The sequence below is a fragment of the Streptomyces sp. S.PB5 genome (assembly GCF_030403745.1).
Classification (GTDB): Bacteria; Actinomycetota; Actinomycetes; order Streptomycetales; family Streptomycetaceae; genus Streptomyces.
Genome location: NZ_JAQMWP010000006.1, coordinates 50102 through 64055 on the forward strand (window position 1 = coordinate 50102; position 13954 = coordinate 64055).

At 69.9% G+C, this 13954-nt stretch carries 13 protein-coding genes and 1 pseudogene; 7 read left to right on the plus strand and 7 right to left on the minus strand.

Translation table 11 applies throughout. The features are described 5' to 3' along the window. Positions 1–17: 17 nt before the first annotated feature. Entirely contained in the window at positions 18–1052 is a 1035-nt protein-coding gene (locus PH203_RS16690; protein WP_289920773.1) for a medium chain dehydrogenase/reductase family protein, read from the minus strand. A gap of 103 nt (positions 1053–1155) precedes the next feature. Here PH203_RS16690 and PH203_RS16695 point away from each other — a divergent pair, with 103 nt between their 5' ends. After that, positions 1156–1812, plus strand: a complete 657-nt coding sequence (locus PH203_RS16695) for a TetR/AcrR family transcriptional regulator (RefSeq protein ID WP_289920774.1) — start codon at positions 1156–1158, stop codon at positions 1810–1812. 448 nt (positions 1813–2260) lie between these two features. Continuing rightward, entirely contained in the window at positions 2261–3970 is a 1710-nt protein-coding gene (locus PH203_RS16700) for an RICIN domain-containing protein (RefSeq protein WP_289920775.1), read from the plus strand. A 144-nt stretch (positions 3971–4114) separates the two neighbouring features. On the opposite strand, the gene PH203_RS16705 is transcribed toward PH203_RS16700, so the two are convergent. The 3 genes from PH203_RS16705 to dacB all read right to left on the minus strand — a co-directional run bounded on the left by PH203_RS16705 (position 4115) and on the right by dacB (position 8337). Then, on the minus strand, positions 4115–5200 hold the full coding sequence (locus tag PH203_RS16705; RefSeq protein ID WP_289920776.1) for a GDSL-type esterase/lipase family protein: 1086 nt from the start codon (positions 5198–5200) through the stop codon (positions 4115–4117). Positions 5201–6247: 1047 nt separating this feature from the next. Next, a complete protein-coding gene (locus tag PH203_RS16710; protein WP_289920777.1) occupies positions 6248–6700 on the minus strand; it encodes a DUF5707 domain-containing protein in 453 nt (150 codons plus the stop codon). A gap of 251 nt (positions 6701–6951) precedes the next feature. Next, positions 6952–8337: a D-alanyl-D-alanine carboxypeptidase/D-alanyl-D-alanine-endopeptidase gene (gene dacB / locus PH203_RS16715; RefSeq protein WP_289920778.1), complete on the minus strand. Its 1386-nt coding sequence runs from the start codon at positions 8335–8337 to the stop codon at positions 6952–6954. Positions 8338–8597: 260 nt separating this feature from the next. Here dacB and PH203_RS49670 point away from each other — a divergent pair. Together PH203_RS49670 and PH203_RS16720 are read left to right on the plus strand one after the other, a co-directional pair. Beyond that, positions 8598–8774, plus strand: a pseudogene (locus tag PH203_RS49670) (STAS domain-containing protein); the annotation flags it as partial. A gap of 170 nt (positions 8775–8944) precedes the next feature. Further along, positions 8945–9196 carry a hypothetical protein gene (locus PH203_RS16720; protein WP_289920779.1) on the plus strand — a complete coding sequence of 84 codons (252 nt, stop codon included), beginning with the start codon at positions 8945–8947 and terminating at the stop codon, positions 9194–9196. Between the two features lie 243 nt (positions 9197–9439). Here PH203_RS16720 and PH203_RS16725 read toward each other — a convergent pair whose 3' ends face one another. Both PH203_RS16725 and PH203_RS16730 read right to left on the minus strand, forming a co-directional pair. Then, positions 9440–9838 (minus strand): DUF5994 family protein, encoded by a 399-nt coding sequence (locus PH203_RS16725; RefSeq protein ID WP_289920780.1) that lies wholly within the window; start codon positions 9836–9838, stop codon positions 9440–9442. Between the two features lie 42 nt (positions 9839–9880). Next, positions 9881–10120, minus strand: a complete 240-nt coding sequence (locus PH203_RS16730; RefSeq protein ID WP_289920781.1) for a hypothetical protein — start codon at positions 10118–10120, stop codon at positions 9881–9883. A gap of 312 nt (positions 10121–10432) precedes the next feature. Here PH203_RS16730 and PH203_RS16735 point away from each other — a divergent pair, with 312 nt between their 5' ends. Continuing rightward, positions 10433–10780: a hypothetical protein gene (locus PH203_RS16735; RefSeq protein WP_289920782.1), complete on the plus strand. Its 348-nt coding sequence runs from the start codon at positions 10433–10435 to the stop codon at positions 10778–10780. Between the two features lie 304 nt (positions 10781–11084). Here the strand turns inward: PH203_RS16735 and PH203_RS16740 are convergent, their stop codons facing one another. Then, positions 11085–11480 carry a DUF5994 family protein gene (locus PH203_RS16740; RefSeq protein WP_289920783.1) on the minus strand — a complete coding sequence of 132 codons (396 nt, stop codon included), beginning with the start codon at positions 11478–11480 and terminating at the stop codon, positions 11085–11087. A 628-nt stretch (positions 11481–12108) separates the two neighbouring features. On the opposite strand from PH203_RS16740, the gene PH203_RS16745 reads away from it, so the two are divergent. Both PH203_RS16745 and PH203_RS16750 read left to right on the plus strand, forming a co-directional pair. After that, complete coding sequence (locus PH203_RS16745) at positions 12109–12312, plus strand: cold-shock protein (protein ID WP_004986771.1); 204 nt, start codon at positions 12109–12111, stop codon at positions 12310–12312. Positions 12313–12493: 181 nt separating this feature from the next. Continuing rightward, complete coding sequence (locus PH203_RS16750; RefSeq protein WP_289920784.1) at positions 12494–13942, plus strand: DEAD/DEAH box helicase; 1449 nt, start codon at positions 12494–12496, stop codon at positions 13940–13942. The last annotated feature ends 12 nt before the right edge of the window (positions 13943–13954 follow it).

A 13954-nucleotide genomic window follows, 5' to 3' on the forward strand; every position in this document is an offset into this window, starting at 1 on the left:
GGGCCGCTGGGGTGCTGCTACGGGTTCAGTACGACCTTTCCGGCGACCGTCCCCGACTCGGCCAGCCGCAGGGCGTCGGCGGCGCGGGTGAGCGGGAGTTGGGCGGCGATCCGGGCCGTGACCTCGCCGCGCTGGAGGGCGGCGAAGACCAGGGTGAGGTCGGTGCGCAGGCGGGCGCGGAACCGGGTCCTGGCCAGGGCCCGGCCGGCCCAGACGTTGAAGAAGTAGGCGCGGCGCCGGTTGGGCAGGGCGTTCCACAGCCACACCCGGCCGAGCAGCTTGAGGACGGGCCACTGCTTGGAGCCCTCGGCGTCGCGGGTGGCGGCGCTGCCGTACGACACGAGCGTGCCGCCGGGGGCGAGGAGCCGCCAGGAGTCGACGATGCCGCGGCCGCCGACATGGTCGAAGACGGCGTGCACCCCATGGGGAGCGTGCTCGCGGATGCGCGCGGCGAGGTCGCCGGTGCGGTAGTCGACGGGGACGACTCCCTGTTCCCGCAGGGCGTCGTGATGGCGTGCGGACGCCGTGCCGATCACCCGCGCGCCCGCGGCTTGCGCGAGCTGGACCAGGACCGATCCGACGCCACCGTTCGCGCCGTGCACCACGACGGTGTGCCCCGCGCGGACGCGGGCCTTGCGGTGCAGCATCTGCCAGGCGGTGATGCCGTTGACGACGAGGGTCTCCGCCTCCGCCGCGCTGATCCCGTCGGGCACCGGGACCACGTCCGCCGCGTCGACGAGCACATGGCTGGCCCAGCCGCCGACCTTGACGAGCGCGGCGACCCGGGTGCCGGCCAGGGCGGGGTCGACGTCCTGGCCGGTCGCCAGGACCGTACCCACGAGGTCGTAGCCGGGGACGAACGGGAAGGGCGGCTGGTCGTAGTAGCGCCCGCGGCGCATCTGCTGCTCGGCGAAGGAGACGCCGGTCGCCTCCATCCGGATCACCACCTGGCCGGGGCCCGCGGCGGGTACGGCTCCGCGCCGGATCTGAAGTCCCTCGGGCTCGACCTTGCCCGGCAGGACGACCTCGACGAGTTCCTCGGTGCTGTTCATGGCGGCCTCCACAGAGTCAGTGAGTTACGCGGCTTCACGTTCGTTAGAAGTTATAACCGCACGAGTTCGGGAGTGTCAATAACTTCAGTGATAGCCTCTAACTATGGTGAACTCGAAGGCGGAGACCCCGCGTGCGCGCTACCGCGCCCAGGTGCGTACGGAGATCAAAGAGCGCGCGTGGGAACAGATCGCCACGGCGGGCGCGTCCGCGCTCTCCCTCAACGCGATCGCCAAGCAGATGGGCATGAGCGGACCCGCGCTGTACCGGTACTTCGACGGCCGCGACGAGCTGATCACCGAACTCGTCAGGGACGCGTACCGAAGCCTCGCCGACACCTTCCGCACGGCCTCGGAGGGCGGTGCCGATGTGACCGCGCTGGCGCACGCTCTGCGGGGATGGGCCCTGGCGGACCCGCAGCGTTACTTCCTCATCTACGGCACGCCCGTCCCTGGCTACCGAGCACCCGACGACACGACCGCCATCTCGTCCGAGATCATGGCGACCCTGCTGGACGCCTGTGCGGTGTCGCCCCTGAGCGGACCGGCGACACCGTTCGACACGCACCTCGCAGACCACCGGGACTGGGCGGACGGCCATCCCGCCCCGCCCGCGGCCCTCCATCGGGCCCTGGCCTTCTGGACCCGTCTGCACGGCGTGCTGTCCCTGGAACTCGCAGGCCACTTCACCGGCATGGGAATCGACCCCGCGCAGTTCTTCGCCGCCGAACTGGCCGACCTGACCGGCGCGCCGGTGAACTGACCACGTCGCGCCTGGCCTTGGTGCGTGCCTACGGGGCGGGACCGTCACGGGTGGGGTCCAGGATGGTGGGCTTCTCGCGCGCGGGAATGCCGGGGCGGGATCACGCTGCTGTCCCCCACCTTCCCCCACCTTCCGCGACCAGCCATCAGGCGTTCGCCGCCGCCGGCATCAGGCCGAAAAAAATCCATGGATCTTCGCGGCAACCTTTTTCGGCCTCTCGGACCACTAAGCGATGTCCGGCCAAGTGGCCCGGTCAGATGCAACGGCTGAAAGCGAGAGCACAGGCGTGTCCCTGGAACGAGAGAACAGGCATGTCCCCGGCCCACCCACGTCACCGGTGGCGTCCCGCGGCGGCGGCCACCGTGCCGACGGCGGCGCGCGCGGCGATCGCCCGAAGCATCGTGGCCGTCGGTTGCTCGCACGTCGGGGTCTCTGGGCGGGTATCTCCATGGTGGTCCTGGCCGGCTCGGCTGTCGTGGTCACCCAGGCTTCGGCAGATCAGAAGAAGACCCCGGATCTGAAGAAGTGGTACGTGCTGGTCAACCGCAACAGCGGCAAGGTGCTGGACGACCGCGGCTCCGCCAAGAACGACGGCGCGGCGATGGTGCAGTGGACCCGTCACGGCGGGGCCAACCAGCAGTGGCGGTTCGTCGATTCGGGTGGCGGGTACTACCGGCTGCAGAACCGGAGCTCCGGCAAGGTGCTGGACGACCTCGGCTGGTCGAAGACCGCCGGCTCCGCCATCGTGCAGTGGAAAGACCTGAACGCCACCAACCAGCAGTTCAAACTGGCCAAGTCGTCGGACGGCTACGTGCGTCTGGTCAATCGCTTCAGCGGCATGACTGTCGGCGTCAAGAGCGCCTCCAAGGCCAACGGGCGCGACATCGTCCAGAACCGCGACCGGAGCGCCGCCAACCAGCAGTGGAAGCTCGTTGCGGCCGGTAGCGTCGCCGGCGGCACCGGGAACCCGGGGAACTCCGGCAGCACGCCCACGCCCAGCGCCAGCACTCCGGCGAGCCAGGCTCCGAGCAGCACCCCGTCGTCGCCGCCGGCCTCTCCGGCCGCCACCAACGGCACGTCGACGAAGAGTTTCATGGGCAGCGACAAGGTGCTCATCGGCGGCTTGATGTCCGATGCCTCGGCGAACGCGGCGCCCTTCGACATGCGTTACGCCTACGTGCACAGCCAGCCCGCACCCTCGTCGGAGTACTACACGGCCTCACGCTGCAAGGACGCGTGGTCGAGCTGGTGGGGCTGCTGGAACGGCAGCACCACGGCGCCCGGCACTTACGTGACCTGGCGGGACAGCGTGGTGGCCGAGGCGAAGTACAAGGGCAGCCCGCGTCCGCAGAAGATGCTCTGGACCTGGTACTCGTTGCGCGACCTCGGGGACGCGGCAGGCGAGGGCGACGGCCCGGGCGAGGTCAAGGCCATCAACAGGACCGACCTGCTCACCCGGTACCTGAACGACTACCGTTTCTTCCTCCAGAAGATCGGCAAGTCGCACGACGCGATCGACCTTGAGCCCGACTTCTGGGGCTTCGCCCGGTCGCTCGGCAATCTGCACCAGGTTCCCGCGCAGGTCAAGGCCTCGAATCCGACCGATTGCGGATCGCAGGAGAACAGCGCCTCCGGACTCGCCCAGTGCCTGATCTCGATGGCGCACAAGTACGCGCCGAACGCCTCCGTCGGGCTGCATCTCTCCTGCTTCGACTGGGAGACCGACGTCCAGAAGTGCGTCAAGGACTACGCGGACCTCGGGGCGAAGAACGCCGACTTCCTGGTCAGCGATGTGACGGACCGCGACGCGGGCTGGTACGCACTGCCGGAGCACGGCAGCCGTAACACCTTCTGGACCGACCAGAAGGCCGCCGCGTCGCTGAAGTTCTGGAAGACGATGGCCGAGTCCGTGGGCAAGCCGGTGGTCCTGTGGCAGATCCCCGTGGGCAACATGGCGCAGAACAACACGCCCGACCACTACAAGGACGACAAGGTGGACTGGTTCTTCGGCCACATGGACCAGGTGGCGGACGCCCACATCGCCGGTCTGTTCTTCGGTGCGGGGTGGTCGGAGCAGACGACGCCCGAGACCGACGGCGGAAACCTGATCCGCAAGACGATCGCGTATGACAACGCGGGCCGTACAGCACTCAAGTAGGCACAGCTGACGAATGCGATGCGCCCCCATCTCTTCGATGGGGGCGCATCTCGTCGTCTTCGTCGGCGTCTCACCGAGCAGCGCAGGCCGCCCGCGGCACTGCGGGCGGCCTGCGCTACCTGAGTGGGATCTACTGACGGCTCGTCAGCTCTCTTCGCCCGTACGGCGCTTGCGCGCGAAGTAGACCGCGGCGGCACCGACCGCCGCGACCGCGAGACCGGCACCCGCGAGGACGGGGGTGCTGCTCGACGCGCCGGTCTCGGCGAGATCACCGTTCGGGGCCGGGGTGTTGGCCCCCGTGCCCGTGCCCGCACCGGGCGTCGGCGACTCGCTGGGAGCCGGGGAGTCGCTCGCGCCGGGCGTGGGCGACTCGCTGGGGGCCGGGGACTCACCCGCACCGGGCGCGTCGTTCTTGGCGAGCTCCGCCGCGAAGACGCCTGCGATCACCTTGTGGCCCTCGGCGTTGGGGTGCGGGTCCTGCTTCAGACACGCCCAGGTCAGCTGGCAGATCTTGGCCACGTTCGCCGGCACCTCGCCCGCGCCGGGCACGTTCACCTGGGTGGTGAAGTCGTCCGAGGAGAAGGCCCCGGCCACGTCGGCCACCTTGAAACCGGCGGACTTGTACACCTGGGTGATCCCGGCGTTGGCGGCCCTGACCAGGGGTGCCGACTCCTTGGCGGCCTGCTGCCCCGCGGCGCCCTGCAGCCAGGCCGCCAGGAACGGGTTCTGATACGTCGAGCCCACGATCTGGGTGTTGTCCGTGCCGGCCTGGCGGAGCGCGCCCGCGATCTGCGCGAGGTTCTTCGCCATGGTCTGGCTCTTGCTGGTCAGGCATGCCCCGTCGAGGGTACGGGCCGGGGTGACGCAGTTGAGGAGGATGTCGTTGGCGCCCACGGTCAGGGTGACGTAGGCGACCTTGCCCTGGTGCTGGGCCATGGCCTTCAGGGCGGCGTCCAGTTGGGACTTGGCGTCGGGATAGTCGCACTTGCCGCCGTTGATCATGGACTCGGTGGTCTCAGCGGTGCAGCCCAGGCGTATGTGCTCCAGTCCGGGGGTGCGCTGCTTGAGCTGCGCGTAGAGCTGGTCGGTGTAGGCGACGTCGGTGTCCTTGTCGACGTCCGGCTGGTAGCCAGAGGCCTGGGAGTCACCGAGCGAGATGTAGTAGGTGGTGTCGCCGTTGGTCGACTCGTCGGCAGTGGCCAGACCGGGCGTGCTCAGCACGATCGTCATGGCAGAGATGGCCAGCGGGGGGACGAAACGCTGAAGGGGTCTCATCACTTACTTGCGCTTTCCAGTTGTTGGGGGGTGTGGATGCCGAAAGCATGGGCGTGAGCGGTGGTTGGCGAGCAGCGAAACTCATCCGCCACAGTTTCCGGGCACCCGAAGAAGGCCTTGGTGAAGGCACGGGGGGATTGCTGTCTCCGTGAGATTGCGGGATCTGCCCGGCTTCACTTCGGAGACGCGGTCGTCAATCTAGCAGGATGGAAAACGACTTGGATATGGGAGACCCACAAAACGACGGTCATGACGACACGTGTAACCCTCAGAAAGGCTCGGCCGGTCGGGAATTGGTGACCGGACCCGTTGGTAGCTATTCATTGAGTGATCAACGGGTGGTGAATACTCCTCGCGGGCAGGCCGCTCACCTGCAGGAGTAGAGGTCCAACTGCCGGTTGAGGCTGGTGATTGAGCGTAGTGGACCGAATGACACCGGGCCTCACGTTCGGCGGGTCGAATGGCGCCGATCTCAGAATGCAGACGCCGGAGGGCAATGCGGCCACGTATTCCGCGGAGTTGGACAGCACACGGCAGCGCTGTTCGGCTCGCCCCCCATGCCTTTTGACGATCGCGTTCACCACGTCGCCGGGACCGGTTCGCCTTCCTGACGGCGCGGCTTCGGGAGGATTTCCTTCAGAACCGGACCGGGCGCGGTGTGCAGAACCGTCGCCGGCTCCGGCACTCACCATTCGACGAACGCCTACCGGAAGTCGGTGAGGAGCGTTGTCGCGCATTACCCGAATGCGACGTGGGCTTCCTCAACGAGTCGGACGAAAGCGGCTTGGCGCGCAGGGGCGGCCGGTGAGCTGCTCGATCTTGTGCATGCGGTAGACGACCGTGTTGGACCGCCACACCACGATCGCTCTCTGCCCGGCCTGCCTCACCGACCACCTGACGAGCCCGGCGGACTGACGAACGTCCGCTGCCAACGCCCGCCGCCGACGTCCGCTGCCCCGACCGACGTCCGCCGCCCCGGCCGACGTCATCACCCAGGTCCGGTCAGCCGACGGTGAAGTCGACGGCCTTGGTGTCCAGCGTGGTGGTGCCGTCCTCGGCGGTGGCGAGCACGGCGACATGCCAGGTACCGCGCGGGGCCGAAGCGGCATCGCCGGCGGTCACGGCAACCGTGTACGCGCATCGCACGGTGCCCGTACCGGCAGCCTTGCAACGGGCCGACTCCGCCTCGGTCATCTCCTTGGCGGTCGGCTGCTTCGCGGCGAGCCCGGACTTGTCCGGCCAGGCCAGCACCTTGACGTTCTTGACGCCGGAGGACGCCGTGACCTCGGTGGAGAAAGTGAACGAGCCGTTCCGGGCGCCCTCCGGGGCGGTGTAGCGCGCGGTGCTGTCCGCCAGGGCGGGAGCCTGGTCCCCGGCATAGGCGAGAGCGAAGGCTCCGGCGCCCGCGAGGACGACGGCACCGGCGGCGACAGACAGGGCGATACGACGGGACATGGCGAGTACTCCGTAACTGGCTCGAACGATCTCGGCTGAAGACACCCGACGCTCTCGTTCGCGCCGGTGCACCGATGCTCGCAACGAGCAGGCATCCCGGACCTGAGTACGGACACTCAACTCGGCCTGGGCGATCGGGCCGTGACACCCGCCGGATCACCCAGGCTCCTCCGGGAGGAACGTGCACCCCGGGCATCCGCATCCGGGGCGCACGTTCGCGTCAAGCCCAACAGCCGTTACGCCGACTGCCGTTACGCCCAGCAGCCGTTCACGGTCGCGGCGAGGCCGTCCATCGCGTCCTTGATGGCGCTGTTGCTTGCCGTCGAGTCGTTCTCCACGAAGGAGAAGACCTTCCACCGGCCGTCCTTGCCCACCGTCAGACCGCTCAGTGCGATGGCGCCGGTGAGGGTGCCGGTCTTCGCGTACACCTTGCCGACGGCGCACTTCGAGTTCTCGTCGTCGAAGCGGCCCCACTCCGGGCCGAGCGTGCTGCCGGTCTCGCCCGCGACCGGGAGGCCGTCGCGGATCGAGCTCAGGAGGTGCTCGTAGCGCTTCTCCGTGAGCAGGTCGAGGATCTCCGCCAGCGTCCGGGCCGGGATGCGGTTGGCACGGGAGAGGCCGCTGCCGTCGTAGATCTGGAAGTTCTCCAGCGACACTCCGTACCGCCGGCTCAGTACGTCGCGCACGACCGCCGTGCCGCCCTCGAACGTGGCGGGCTGCCCGGCGCCCAGCGCGGTCATCCGCAGCAGGGTCTCGGCGGTGTTGTTGTCGCTGACCTTGATCATGTGGTGGACGATGTCCGACAGCGGGGCGGACCTGTGGCGCGCCACCGGTACGTCGGTGATGTCCGCCGTGCGGCGCGTGACGTCGCCGTCCACGGTGACGCCGGCGTCGGCGAGTTGCTCGGCGAAAACCTGTCCCGCGTCGATCGAGGTGTCGTTGACGGCGTGTCCGTCGACGACGAGGGCACGGACGGGAGCGACGTCGCCCGGGAAGTAGTCGGGCTTCCAGCCGTTGGCCAGGGTCGAGTCGGAGAAGAGGCTGTCGTCCACGGCGACCTTCACGGTCGTCAGACCCGCGGCCTTCAGGCCTGCCACCGCGTCCTTGGCCATGTCGGCGAGGTCCGCGGCGGTCAGCGTCCGGTCGCCGCCGCCGACGAGGGTGAGGGTGCCGTCGCCGTAGACGACCTTCGTCTTGAACCGGTGATCCGGGCCGAGCACGGTCAGGGCGGCGGTCGCGGTGGCGAGCTTGGTGTTGGACGCCGGCATCAATGCGGTGGCGCCGTTGTGGTCCCACACCGTGGCGTCCGACTCGGCGTCCAGCACCACGCCGCTGACGTTGTTGCCCAAGCGCGCGTCGTTGACCCGGGTGTTGAGGTTCGCGGCGATCGCCTGGTCGGCGGGGTCGAGGTCGTCGTCCGCGCCCGGGGCCGCGTCGGGGGCCGTCGCGGTGGTGTTTGCGTTGGCGGCGAAGGCCGAGGGACCGGCGAGCACGGCCGACGCGACGGGCACGGCCATGGCGAGGACCAGCGCTCGGCGGGCGCCCGCGCCGAGCTGCTTCGGCTTGCGATGCCGGTGGCGACCGCCCGGGGTGAAGGCGGATGGGGGCACGGCTTCGGGGTCGGGTTCGGGGTTCATGGGGGGCTTTCCGTGATGTACGCCGACGTAAGGACAAGCCGGCGCAGTGGGGAAGGGTGTGGCTCTGTGACGCGAAATGACCAGCGTGGCACAAGTGGTGGCATGAACCCCACGGCTCACAAAAGCCAACTCACAAGTAAGAGACAGAGATCACAAGCTCGCGCACGCCAATCGGCCGGGATTCCAGGGGGAGTTGGCCGAAGTCCGTTCCGCGCAACAGAGGCCCTGCGCACGGCGAAAGCCGCGGCCGGTGGTTCCTGATCGTCGACCTGAGCGACGTGACGTTCATGGACGGCGGCGTCCTGGGCCCGCTGTGCGCGGCATGGCGCGACTGCGACCGGCGGCACGGAGGGGTACGCGTCGTCCACACCCGGCCGGGCCCCGGTCTGGTGTTCCTGGCCTGGGGCCTGGCGGAGCTGTTCCCGCGGTACGCGAGCGCCCAGGACGCCTGGCACGACGTACCCGCGGACCGCGGTGCATCAAGGGCCCCGGACGCCCGGCGCACGTACTCCCCGGCCGTCGGCCACCGGGGCGCCCGCGGGGCACGCCGGAGCAGGGTGGCAGGACCGGCGCGTCTCCCACCGGGACATCGAACTCCGAGGTCGCCATGCAGTCCACGCAAGCACCCTCGGACGGACATGCCGAGGTCCGTATCGTCGCCGCCTCGCCCGAGGTCGCCCGCCGGGTCGCGGAGGCTCTGCGCCGTTGTTCCGCCGCCACCGAGCAGCGCAGCTGTCCCGCGGGCGCCGACGGCGGAACCCGACTAACCCTCACCGTGGACACCACGCGCGCGGCGGAACCCGAACAGTCGTGGCTGGAGAGCAGCCGGTCCGCTCAGGACAGCCGGCCGCGCAGCTGAGCCGGTGCCCGGGAGACGGTCCGGCGGGTCTGCGACGGCGCCCCGGGGGAGGGTCCGTCCGGTCCCTGCGGGGAGTAGCGTGAACTCATCGGGAGCACGTCGCACACCGGCCCCGGCGCCGGTGCCGTTCCCGGTGAGCGACGACACCGGGCGGCTGCCCTCCCGCAGGGCCCGGAGACAGGTTCGACCGCCATGCTCACCTCTCTGGCCGTCAGCGCCGTGCTGATCCTGATCGTCGTCGCGTCACGTCTGGCCGTCCGCCGCGGCCGCCATGAGGAGTTCCGCGGCCTCCTCGGTCGTGTCCGGAGGCACCACCAGCAGGTCCCAGCGGCCCCGGCCGGGAGCGAGCAGGACGATCGTGTGCGGAGCTGAAGCGGTGAGGGACCTGCGCAGCCGTACGACCTGGTTGAAGACGAGCATCCGGCCGGGCACGGCGGACCACGCGGCCCCGTGGACCGTGACGCTGGTGATGTGACCCCAGGCACGTGGCAATCCGGCGAGGAGCTGGGGCAGTTCGGCGAGGAGGTCGTACGAGCGTGGCCACCACGCTCCGTCGATGGGCCGGGGCATGCCCCCGCCGGGCGCCAGGCGCAGACGCAGGAGGGGTAGGGAGGGAATCGGGGGCTGCAGTGCGGTGGTCATGAGGGCTCCTGCCAACTGCCTTACGGGGGCGGATGATCGCGGTCAGGCGCGGCGGGCGGCGACGCGGGCCGGGCTCGGCCGGCGCACGTCGTGCACCCGGCCGGGCCGTTCGAGGAGGCAAGCGCTGGTGGGTTCGGCGCGGCGGAAGTGGTGCCGGCGGTCGCCGAACGGCCGGCCGACGCGGGCGTGCAGCGGCCCCCTCGGCAGGCCGCGCAGACGGGTGCCGTAGCGGTACGGGGAGTGCGGGTCGTAGCCCGGGGGCGGGGGTGGACTGAGCGGCATACGTGACTCCTCGGCCTGGATGCGGATGGCGCGGCCGGGGTCACGGACTGCCCATGAGGACGGGTGACGTGCTCCGGAGGGAACGTGGTCCGGTGGACCCACTGGAACACGAGGCGACGGTCCGAGCCGGTTCGAGTTCCGGCATACGGAAAGTCCTCGTCCTCTCCACCGTACTCCCGTTCGTGCGACAAACGCTTCGGTCCGGCTGCGGCGCCACGTTGACACAGGCCGGCACGGGACGTTGACTGACCGCACGGCTCACGGCCACGCCGCTACGGACATCCGGCACCACGCACAGGAAAGCGGCACTTGATGATGTACGACCAGACACGCGCCCAGCAGCCCGCGGACCAGCCCCGGGGTGTCTCGGGGCGTCGCGCCCCGGGACCGGAGCCGCTGTTCCCGGCGGACGAGCGGGAGAAGATCCTGCGCCGTCTCGGGCGGGCGCTCAACACGTTCCCCGACACCCCGCTCGAGTCGCTGGAGGAATCCGAGGGCGCCTTCGACGAAGCCGTCGCCCAGCTCATGGCGGCCCTCGCCGAACAGCGCCGGCTCCTGCGCGCCGGCTGGCAGGACCAGGACCCGCAGGCCCGGTCCGCCGAACTCCATCTCGCGCTGCGGCGGTACCGGGAGATGACCCAGCGGCTGCTGGGTCTGTAGCCGTCGGCGGGGGCCTCGCTCCGACTCGTCGCCGAGTCCGGCCTGCCGCCACCGTGGACGAACGCGGGTCCGACGGTCCTGTCACCCCCGGCAGCCGGGCGGGCCGGTGGTGGGCAGGGACGGGCGTGCGGTGCGGCCCGGTCCCTCTCGCCGGGCCGGCCCGCCGGACAACCCCGCCACTCGCCGCCGCGAACGGCAGCCGGAGGGTGTTCGCGGCCTGCCCGGCCGCCGCCAAATCCTCCGCGACGACACAGACCTCCACCCCACTCCGAACGCTCGGCCGGCCCCGCTCGCCGACGTCGGGTCACAGGCCGTAGGCCGCCACGGCCGCCATGAGGTACTCGGCGTCCGCCGCGGCCAGTTCGGGGGGTACGACGAGCAGGTCCCGGCGGCCGTGGTCGGGTTCGAACAGGCCTATGGTGTGCCGGCGCTGCCAGACGGACTCCCTGCGCAGTCGCACGACGTGGTGGCCGGCGAGGATCCGGCCCGGCGCCTCGGACCACATCGCGGTGTTCACGGTGACGGTGACGATCTTCCCCCACTCCGGGGGCAACGCGCTGATCAGCGGCGGGAGTTCGGTGAGCGGCTGGTGCGAACGGGGCCACCACGCGCCGTCGACGCGCAGGGACACCGCGCCGCGCGGCGCCAGCCGCAGACGGGCCGTGGGAAGGGGGGACGGGGGCTGAAGGACGGCGGCCATCAAGGCACTCCTGTCTGGGACAGGGCCGTGTGGCCGTGCCCGGGTGTCCGCGGCTGAGCGCGGGACGAGAGGGAACGGACCGGCGTACGACGTTCCCTCGCCTGCTCACCGTAACCCCGTCGGCGGGGGAGGGAGCCGTGGCCGACGAGCCCGATGTCCCTGGGGGCTTCGGTCGTCGACCCGCGTTCTGCGAACTCCCCCGTACGGGGCACACGGCCGGCCCCAGGAAAGCAGGACCTCCAGCATCCTGATGTCCCCGCGGCACACGAGCGTGACGACGAGAGCCGCGCCGTGATCGTGATCGTGATCGTGAAGCAGCCTCTTCGGTGTGACATGTCTCGTCGAGGGAGGTCAGAGGGCCGCGGGTGAACGTCACGGCAGGAAAGCCGCGCCCGCGGAGAGCAATATCTGTACTCGCGAAATGAGAAATAGGAGGGGGCTACGGAGAATATTTTTCGACAGCCCGGACGAGCAAAATTTCGCATCGTGCAATGCCGATCGCAGCGTGCTACTGTCGAACCCAGTTGCAGGTGTGGTTGCCAGAAGGTTTTTCCGACGGCCGATCATCACGGCGACACGGAATGCGCACACGGCGCATTCCCGTACACCGCCTCCGGAGGAGAAAACAATGGCTACTGGTACTGTGAAGTGGTTCAACGCGGAAAAGGGCTTCGGCTTCATCGAGCAGGACGGCGGCGGCGCCGACGTCTTCGCCCACTACTCGAACATTGCCGCCCAGGGCTTCCGCGAGCTGCTGGAGGGCCAGAAGGTGTCGTTCGACATCGCGCAGGGCCAGAAGGGCCCGACGGCCGAGAACATCGTTCCCGCCTGACGTACCGGCACTGACGCATACTTCGTAGCTGGGGCCCGCACCTTGGGGTGCGGGCCCCAGCTCGCTTCATTTCCAGGGTGATTTTCCCCTGCCATTTTTCGGCCCGTTCTCGCGATTATCTGCGCCGCTCATTCTGTTGCGGAAATTCCTTGATACGTGCCCGCATCGAGGAAGGTTCCGCATGAACCGCACACGTACGGCTCACGCACGCACAAATCGCAATTTTGACCGCTCCGGCGCTCCACGCAACGCCAAGGGTCACAGAAACCGACAGCCTGCCCGGGGCGAGTTCGCACTGCCGAAGACGGTCACGCCCCCGTTGCCCGCTGTCGAGGCGTTCGCCGATCTCGCCATGCCGGCTCCGTTGCTGGCCACGCTCGGCCGTGAAGGTGTGACGGCACCGTTCCCGATCCAGGCGGCGACTCTGCCCAACTCCCTGGCCGGCCGTGACGTACTCGGTCGCGGCCGCACCGGGTCGGGCAAGACCCTCGCCTTCGGCCTCCCGGTGCTGGCGCGTACGGCGGGACGGCGAGCCGAGCCGCGTCGGCCGCTGGCCCTGATTCTCGTCCCCACCCGTGAGCTGGCCCAGCAGGTCACCGACTCGCTCACTCCCTATGCCCGCTCCGTGCGCCTGCGGCTCGCCACCGTCGTCGGCGGCATGTCCATCGGCAGGCAGGCCGGTGCGCTGCGGGCCGGCGCGGAGGTGGTCATCGCGACGCCCGGTCGCCTCAAGGACCTCATCGACCGGGGCGACTGCCGACTCACCGACGTCGACGTCACGGTTCTCGACGAGGCCGACCAGATGACCGACATGGGATTCATGCCCCAGGTCACCGCCCTGCTCGACCAAGTGCGCCCCGCTGGTCAGCGGATGTTGTTCTCGGCCACCCTGGACCGCAACGTCGACCTGCTGGTCCGCCGCTATCTGACCGACCCGGTGGTGCACTCCGTCGACCCGTCGGCCGGTGCCGTCACCACGATGGAACACCACGTACTCCACGTGCACGACACGGACAAGCACCGCGCGACCACCGAGATCGCGGCCCGGGACGGCCGGGTCATCATGTTCCTGGACACCAAGCACGCCGTGGACCGGCTGACGAAGCACCTGCTGAACAGCGGTGTCCGCGCCGCCGCCCTGCACGGCGGCCGGTCCCAGCCTCAGCGCACCCGGACACTCGCGCAGTTCAAGGACGGTCACGTCACCGTCCTGGTGGCCACCAACGTCGCGGCCCGCGGCATCCACGTCGACAGCCTCGACCTGGTCGTCAACGTGGATCCGCCCAGCGACCACAAGGACTATCTGCACCGTGGCGGCCGTACCGCCCGCGCCGGGGAGTCGGGCAGCGTCGTCACCCTGGTGACCCCCGGACAGCGCCGCGGCATGACCCGGCTGCTGGCCCTGGCCGGCATCAGCCCACGCATCACCCCGGTCCGCTCGGGCGAGGCGGAGTTGAGCCGCATCACAGGCTCCCAGGCGCCCTCCGGGATCCCTGTGGTCATCACCGCGCCGGTCGTGGAACGCCCCCGCCGCACGTCATCGCCGTCCGGGGACCGCCAGGGCCGGCCCGTCGGCCCGAGGACGCGCCGCAGGACACAGCGGCGGCCCGGCACCAACTCGGCCGCCTAGGCCGGCGCAGCC

Bases quoted from the DNA above. Each gene is read 5' to 3' on its own strand.
- PH203_RS16730 (WP_289920781.1), bottom strand. From the start codon at position 10,120: ATGCCGCTCAGTCCACCCCCGCCCCCGGGCTACGACCCGCACTCCCCG.
- PH203_RS16740 (WP_289920783.1), bottom strand. From the start codon at position 11,480: ATGGCCGCCGTCCTTCAGCCCCCGTCCCCCCTTCCCACGGCCCGTCTG.
- PH203_RS16725 (WP_289920780.1), bottom strand. From the start codon at position 9,838: ATGACCACCGCACTGCAGCCCCCGATTCCCTCCCTACCCCTCCTGCGT.
- PH203_RS16720 (WP_289920779.1), top strand. From the start codon at position 8,945: ATGCAGTCCACGCAAGCACCCTCGGACGGACATGCCGAGGTCCGTATC.
- PH203_RS16695 (WP_289920774.1), top strand. From the start codon at position 1,156: ATGGTGAACTCGAAGGCGGAGACCCCGCGTGCGCGCTACCGCGCCCAG.
- PH203_RS16735 (WP_289920782.1), top strand. From the start codon at position 10,433: ATGATGTACGACCAGACACGCGCCCAGCAGCCCGCGGACCAGCCCCGG.
- PH203_RS16690 (WP_289920773.1), bottom strand. From the start codon at position 1,052: ATGAACAGCACCGAGGAACTCGTCGAGGTCGTCCTGCCGGGCAAGGTC.
- PH203_RS16750 (WP_289920784.1), top strand. From the start codon at position 12,494: ATGAACCGCACACGTACGGCTCACGCACGCACAAATCGCAATTTTGAC.
- PH203_RS16745 (WP_004986771.1), top strand. From the start codon at position 12,109: ATGGCTACTGGTACTGTGAAGTGGTTCAACGCGGAAAAGGGCTTCGGC.
- PH203_RS16700 (WP_289920775.1), top strand. From the start codon at position 2,261: ATGGTGGTCCTGGCCGGCTCGGCTGTCGTGGTCACCCAGGCTTCGGCA.
- PH203_RS16710 (WP_289920777.1), bottom strand. From the start codon at position 6,700: ATGTCCCGTCGTATCGCCCTGTCTGTCGCCGCCGGTGCCGTCGTCCTC.
- dacB (WP_289920778.1), bottom strand. From the start codon at position 8,337: ATGAACCCCGAACCCGACCCCGAAGCCGTGCCCCCATCCGCCTTCACC.
- PH203_RS16705 (WP_289920776.1), bottom strand. From the start codon at position 5,200: ATGACGATCGTGCTGAGCACGCCCGGTCTGGCCACTGCCGACGAGTCG.